This window comes from Neisseria sp. P0001.S005, from assembly GCF_051963715.1.
Window position 1 is genome coordinate 1 of the sequence record NZ_JBQCTZ010000648.1, and the last position, 422, is coordinate 422.

General features: G+C 48.1%; 1 protein-coding gene. It reads right to left on the bottom strand.

Features of this window, described 5'->3' with window-relative positions:
- A partial coding sequence (locus tag ACTHSP_RS22185; RefSeq protein WP_440347031.1) for a S1 RNA-binding domain-containing protein occupies positions 1-422 on the bottom strand: 422 nt, incomplete at both ends.

The following is a 422-nucleotide window of genomic DNA, read 5'->3' on the forward strand; positions in this document are numbered from 1 at the left end:
GCACCTTTGGCGTCAACAGATTTCACAGAACCTTTAACCAAAGAACCTTTGTCGTTTACGCTGATGAAGTTACCGAAAGGATCGCCTTCCAGTTGTTTGATGCCCAAAGAGATACGCTCTTTGTCAACGTCGATTGCCAATACAACGGCTTCAACTTCTTCGCCTTTTTTGTATTTGCGTACAGCTTCTTCGCCAGCTTCAGTCCAAGACAGGTCAGACAGGTGAACCAGACCGTCGATACCGCCGGGCAGGCCTACGAATACGCCGAAGTCAGTGATAGATTTAACCGCACCGGAGATTTTGTCGCCTTTATTGTGGTTGGCGGCAAATTCTTCCCAAGGATTGGCTTGGCATTGTTTCATACCCAAAGAGATACGGCGGCGGTCTTCGTCGATTTCCAGGATCATTACTTCAACTTCGTC